We start from the raw sequence: 5992 nt of genomic DNA on the forward strand, positions 1-5992 counted from the left end.
GAGCAGGCGGGCGCGGCGGTGCCAGAACGGCCCGTATAGCGCACTCATATGGGAGGGCAGCTTCACGCCCCGAGAGGATGACGGGAGCTTCCCATCAGGGCTCGGCAACACCCCTGAAGCCAGGCTCTGATCCCGATGTTGCCGCCCTTCGAGATAGGCCAGCACCCTGGGAAGCGTGCCACCGATGATCCCGATGAACATGATCGACAGGAACGCGCACAGCTTGTGCAGATCCCCCACCAGGCCAATCTTGCCGCCGAATCGCCAGATCAACACACCAACAAGCGTCGCCGCTACAACGATCAGCATTGCGACGCCAATTCGGCTCCAAGCGTTGCCATACCCCTTCATGCGCTGCCTCCTGTGGTTAGGGTGCTGATCCAGTGCTGCGACCCTTCGCGTGTGATCAGTAGCAATGGCCGCTGTCGATGCCGGGCCATATCAGCTCCCAGTGCAGCGGCCAACCAGTGGCTCATGGGCCCTGGCAGTCCACTCAGCGACTCCTGGATCCACTGGCACTCGGCTCGCAACTCGCCGCCATGCACTCGATTGAGAGAAAGGAGGGTGGCGAGCGACGCTTTCCAATGCATGCTGTCAGCCAGGATCGCCGTGGCCGATCGCGCCTGTGACTGGGTTTGGAGGAACAACGGCAACTCCTGATCAAGCTGCTGCAGCGCCAAAGGCATGGGGCGCAGCAGTCGGGCTTCTACCGTCAAATGCTCAAGGTCGGCCAAGACATCCGGACACAACAGCAACGCAGCAAGGCCGTCGGAGTATTTCTCTTCGCCGTTAACCTGAAGAACGAGGATCAGGTCGATATGGGTGCCCGGCTTTTTGAGGGACGCCTCTATCCAATCAGGGGACAGTGCGTGAGCAAAGCGAGGAACGACCGTGGCCAGCTCCGGCACCAGGCGCTCGCAGCAACCATCCCATGCACTGCGAAGCTGCTCGGACTCCTCAGGAGCCAGGTCGCTGAGAAGTGTGACCTGCACGGGGTGCTCGGCGGTAAGTCCCGCCAACATTGGCTGCACCCCTTTCAGCAACAGATCCAGCCCAACCTGGAGTCGCCCAACCTCTGCGGGCAGAGAAACGATTCGCCTGGCCGTCCCTATGCGCGGGGGGAGACTGTCCGCACCCTGGGCAAGCGCGGCGGCCGAGATCTGGTCCGGCAACACGACACAACTGGCCAGCACCGCCATATTGCGCTGAGCCCATTGGTTCCAGGCACTCCCTGCCTCTGCCGCCTCATCCGTCAGGAACTGGAATCGACCGAGCGCCCTACCGTAGCGATAAGCACGCGCGCTGAACGCCAATAACCAGAGCAGCAAAGGCAAAGCCGATAGCATCCAGGTATTGAAGGTGCCCAGTACCGGGATCTCACCAGCGGCCGCCAGCATAAAAAAAACGATACCGACAACCGCCATCAACAGCCCCGCACCAAGCCAACGAGCAGTCGAGAGCGGCTCAGGAGCAACGATGGCCTCAGGGGCGCGACGATTCCAAGCCATGGCTCACATCACCGCACAATCTGGTGCGCTGGAGATCACCTGGCAACCGCAAGCACTTCGACATCCATCCACCACCAGCGCGCGACCATTCTCGGACCAGTCCGCGCACCCCTCGACAATGGGGTTCACACCGTGGCCAGGAATGGGACAACTGACCAGATCACCGACCAGTGCCGCCAACTTGCCATGGACTCGGTAGGTGGAAGAGGCGGAAATGACTTGCCCACCATGGGTGGTCTTATCACCTAGCAAAACGAATCCTCGGGACATAAATTCTTCCTTGATCACATAAACAATTGAAACGACGAGCCCGCTAGAAAATCACACTCAGTTTCCGACGACGCATCAACACCGATCGAGCGCTAACTATCCGGCCCATGCTTGTGCAGACCCAGCCCGCCTAACCAGCACGCAATGAACTCAATAAAGAAGAGATACAGCCCGCATTGAATGCAACCACCACTCCATAGGCCCCAGGCTCATGAGTCCTTCTGACAACCAAAGCAAGGCTGCGAAACTACCGGCCATATGCAATCTTCATATATATGAACTGGGGTTTGTAAGCACCCAGCCCCTCACGTATACATTACCCATCTACCGCACCTGTAAGCTCATCAAAAAATTATAGATTTCACTGATACTTTCCTAGAAAGAAATAATTCTTAAACGGCTAACGGTCGGCTGCAATTTCTTTGAGTCTATTTATATTCGGCCTAGATCTTGCCAACTGTCTACTTCCATCCGGGTAAACTACCTCCGGAGCCCCTCCAGCTGCTTTAACGCCGATAGTCCTCACAAGCAAATCAGCATGATATCTGGGTTGAAATACAACCTTTCTCGCCGACAGTGATTTAAACGTCAAAAAACTCTGACTTCCATACAGCTCAATCACTGACCTTTCTCCATTTAGAAAAATCTTACTAAGCCAAGGAAAATAGTCCTCACTAATTAGCACATCCCCATCAACATCTCGCGCACCGTACATACTCTGCTGCTGAGGCAGATTGTTATCAAAAATCACAACAACTTCCCCACCACCAGAGAAATCAACCTTCTCACCAAACTGCTCGGTATTGCCGAAATGAATGCCAAACGTCACATTGCTCAGTTTCCACTCGCAGAAACCGCCCCCATCCTTGGCCAACTTTGCTTCATATATATCGGTCATACCCTGCCGTTGAGGTTCGACTTCGATTGCCTTGGCGCCATCGATTTTATATCGACCACCACTGCCATCGGAACGGGTGATCGGACACTTCTCCGAGCGATACATCACTCGCATCGTGTTGGCTACCAGATCCTTGGGAACTTTCACACTGACGCTGACCGTTTCGCCTACGGAGGGCGGTGAAAGATCCTGGTTCATTAATTGTGCGCAACCTGTCTGACTCACCAGCAGGTATAACGCAGCAACGACCAAGTCCACTCGTGAAAATTGGCTCATCGCTCTATCGCCGCCTTAGTTTATTAAGTTTTCTAATGTCTGACTCAGTACGAGAATCAGATCTTACAGAGCCATCCGGATAGGAAAAACGAACGTAATTCCCTTTTTTTTGGGACATCCCTGCCCTCGTACCATCTATGGCCAACTTTGTTTCATATATATCTTGTGGCTCGACTTCAATAGCCTTGGTGCCATCAATCTCATAACGCCCGCCACTGCCATTGGAGCGGGAGACCGGACATTTCTCGGAGTGGTACCGCATTTTCCTCGCAGCCAAGTCTTGGGGAGGTTTCATACTGAAGCTAACGGCTTCACCTCCGGTTTTGTGAAAGGTCTTGATTTATTAGTTGCGTGCATCCAACTGGGCCAGACATGAGTAGCAACCCCGCTGTCATCGGGTGATTCCGGAACACACGCCCCCTACCTACTGCCCCAACCTTATTGCTTCTAGTTTTTTGAAATCCGGCCTACTGCTACCACTTGCTACGACGGAGCCATCGGTGTAAATAAATTTTGTGTAGTTTCCATCTTCTTTAACCTTAGGCCCAACTGACTTAACAAAAAATTTGTCATGCGAAACTGCTTCAAAAAAAATTTTGCTTGCATATCGAGCACGATAAGCCACAAACAGATCACCATCCGTGAACGGTCTAATCATTTTTTCGCGCCTAACTAAGAATGACTCACTTATCCAGGGATAGTAGTTTTTTTTGATAATTAAATCCTTACCCACATCTTTCACTCCATACATGGAAACTTCCTGAGGCGCATTTTCATCGAAAACCACTATCACCCCACCCCCACTGACAGATTCAGCATCCACTCCAAGCCGTTCTGAGGTTTGGTATCGCACCCCAAAAGTCACATTGCTTATCTTCCAGCGACATGCTCCCCCCCCGTCCTTATCCAAATTTGCGACATAAAAACCACTATTCCCAGATTGCTTCGGAGTTACCTCTATAGCTCTATATCCCTCCACTCTAAAAGGCTCTTCATTTACATCTAAACGAGAAGCACCACACTTCTCCGATCGATACATTACACGCATCGTATCAACCACTAAATTCTTGGATACTTTGAAAGTAATGCTTATTTTTTCACCTTCCGCGGGAGGTGAGAGCTCTCGATTCATTACTTGCGCACAACCTGTTTGGCTCACCAGCAGACATAACGCAGCAACGACCAAGTCCACTCGTGAAAACTGGCTCATCGCTCTATCGCCGCCTTAGTTCATTAAGCTTTCTAATATCTGGCTCAGAACGATAGTCAGAACTTACAGATCCATCCGGATAGAGAAAACGTATGTGATTTCCTTCTTTCTTCTCTTTTGGACCAAAAGAACGAACAACCCCCACTTTATGTAAAAACGGCTTAAAGATCACAGATTTTGCATTTTTTGCCTTATAGGTACGATACAACCCTACTCCATCGTACAGCCAAACCCATGTCTCTTCCTCTATTAAATGGTGCTCATGGACCCATACGTAGTATCCATTTTCAACCACCAAATCACCGAAAATCTTCTCAGGTCGCCGCAAAAGCGATACTTGCTGCGGTCTATTATCGTCAAATATAACTAACATCCCACCCCCACCGCCGACCTGAGCATCCTGACCGAACTTAGTAACGCTCTGATAACGAACCCCAAAAGTTACGTTACTCAGCTTCCACTCGCAGAAACCGCCACCATCCTTTGCCAACTTTGCTTCATATATATCGGTCACTCCCTGACGTTGAGGTTCGACTTCGATTGCCTTAGCACCATCAATTTCATAACGCCCGCCACTGCCATCGGAACGGGTGATCGGACACTTCTCCGAGCGGTACATCACTCGCATCGTGTTGGCTGCCAGGTCCTTGGGGACTTTCACACTGACGCTGACCGTTTCGCCTTCGGGAGGCGGTAATAGTTCTCGACTGACCATATGTGAGCAGCCTCCCGAGCTAAACAAAACAAGCAATCCAAGCACTATTAAACGGATATAAAAACATGAAATTCTCACCGTATTCGCCCCAGCCGGATCCCCTCTAATATTTTGAAATTTGGCCTACTGCTTCCATCAGCAACCGAACTGCCATCGGGATAGATGAATTTTGTATAATTTCCTGTCTTTTTTATTTTTGGCCCAACTGAATAAACAATTAACTCATTATGTACGATCGGCTCAAAAAACACTTTTTCCGCGCGCAAGGCCGTATACGTCAAGAATAAATCACCCTGAGTAAATGGCCTAACCAGCTTTCTATAGCCCCCTAAGAAAGATTCGCTCACCCAAGGGTAATAGTGGTTTCTCACCATTAGATTTCCCGAAACCTCCGCCGCACCATACATTGAAATTCTCTGTGGCAGATTTTCATCAAAAACAACAATTATCCCGCCACCACTAATGGGCTCAATATTTTTACCAAATGGCTCTGTATTCCAAAAACGCACTCCGAATGTCACGTTGCTCAATTTCCACTGACAAGTACCACCACCATTTCTGGGCAATTTTGCTTCATAAACATCGGTTATTCCTTGGCGCTGCGGTTCGACTTCGATCTCTTTGGCACCATCGATTTCATATCGACCACCATTCCCATCAGAACGAGTGATCGGGCACTTCACAGAGCGATACATAACTTTCATCGAGTCAGCAGCTAGATCTTTAGGAACTTTAAGACTGATGCTGACAGCTTCCCCTCCGCGGGGTGGTGAAAGGCCACGATTAATTACTTGGGCACAACCAGCCTGACTCACGAGTAGGCAGAGTCCGGCAACGGTATAGACCGCATGGGAAAATGGATTCATGGCGTCAGTACCTCCTCGAGCGCGATTACTTCCGGAGGCTCCGCCTGGCCGTAGGGGCGTGCTCGCATGATTTCGATGGGCAACCCCGCTGGTTGGTCGCAGCAGAAGCGCTGCAGCGCCTCCTTTCCGCCGTCCATTTCAGTGGTCATCGGCAAGGTCATGGGCAACAACCTTTGCAGGGCAAGGAAGTGCTCGTTGCGTTGCTTTTCCGCCTCGATCACGGCCGGGTGATGCATCTGCTGTTCGAAG

Annotated in this window: 7 protein-coding genes and 1 pseudogene; all 8 read right to left on the reverse strand. The window is 51.2% G+C overall.

Going from position 1 to position 5992, the window contains the following annotated elements; genetic code table 11:
- Positions 1 to 351: pseudogene (locus ACYJSS_RS30510) on the reverse strand (ImcF-related family protein); the annotation flags it as partial.
- On the reverse strand, positions 348 to 1508 hold the full coding sequence (locus ACYJSS_RS30515) for a hypothetical protein (RefSeq protein ID WP_111264550.1): 1161 nt from the start codon (positions 1506 to 1508) through the stop codon (positions 348 to 350). The gene ACYJSS_RS30515 and the pseudogene ACYJSS_RS30510, both read right to left, overlap by 4 nt.
- Positions 1509 to 1511: 3 nt before the next feature.
- Positions 1512 to 1778, reverse strand: a complete 267-nt coding sequence (locus ACYJSS_RS30520) for a PAAR domain-containing protein (protein WP_111264549.1) — start codon at positions 1776 to 1778, stop codon at positions 1512 to 1514.
- Between the two features lie 400 nt (positions 1779 to 2178).
- Entirely contained in the window at positions 2179 to 2952 is a 774-nt protein-coding gene (locus ACYJSS_RS30525; protein WP_146603089.1) for a hypothetical protein, read from the reverse strand.
- A gap of 424 nt (positions 2953 to 3376) precedes the next feature.
- Positions 3377 to 4162, reverse strand: coding sequence for a hypothetical protein (locus ACYJSS_RS30530; protein WP_146603088.1), 786 nt, complete (start codon positions 4160 to 4162; stop codon positions 3377 to 3379).
- 4 nt (positions 4163 to 4166) lie between these two features.
- Positions 4167 to 4877, reverse strand: a complete 711-nt coding sequence (locus tag ACYJSS_RS30535; RefSeq protein ID WP_146603087.1) for a hypothetical protein — start codon at positions 4875 to 4877, stop codon at positions 4167 to 4169.
- Positions 4878 to 4951: 74 nt separating this feature from the next.
- Positions 4952 to 5743, reverse strand: a complete 792-nt coding sequence (locus ACYJSS_RS30540) for a hypothetical protein (RefSeq protein WP_111264548.1) — start codon at positions 5741 to 5743, stop codon at positions 4952 to 4954.
- The coding region (locus ACYJSS_RS30545) for a hypothetical protein (RefSeq protein ID WP_459481255.1) at positions 5740 to 5992 on the reverse strand (253 nt) is incomplete at its 5' end. The genes ACYJSS_RS30540 and ACYJSS_RS30545, both read right to left, overlap by 4 nt.

The organism is Pseudomonas sp. No.21 (assembly GCF_054558415.1).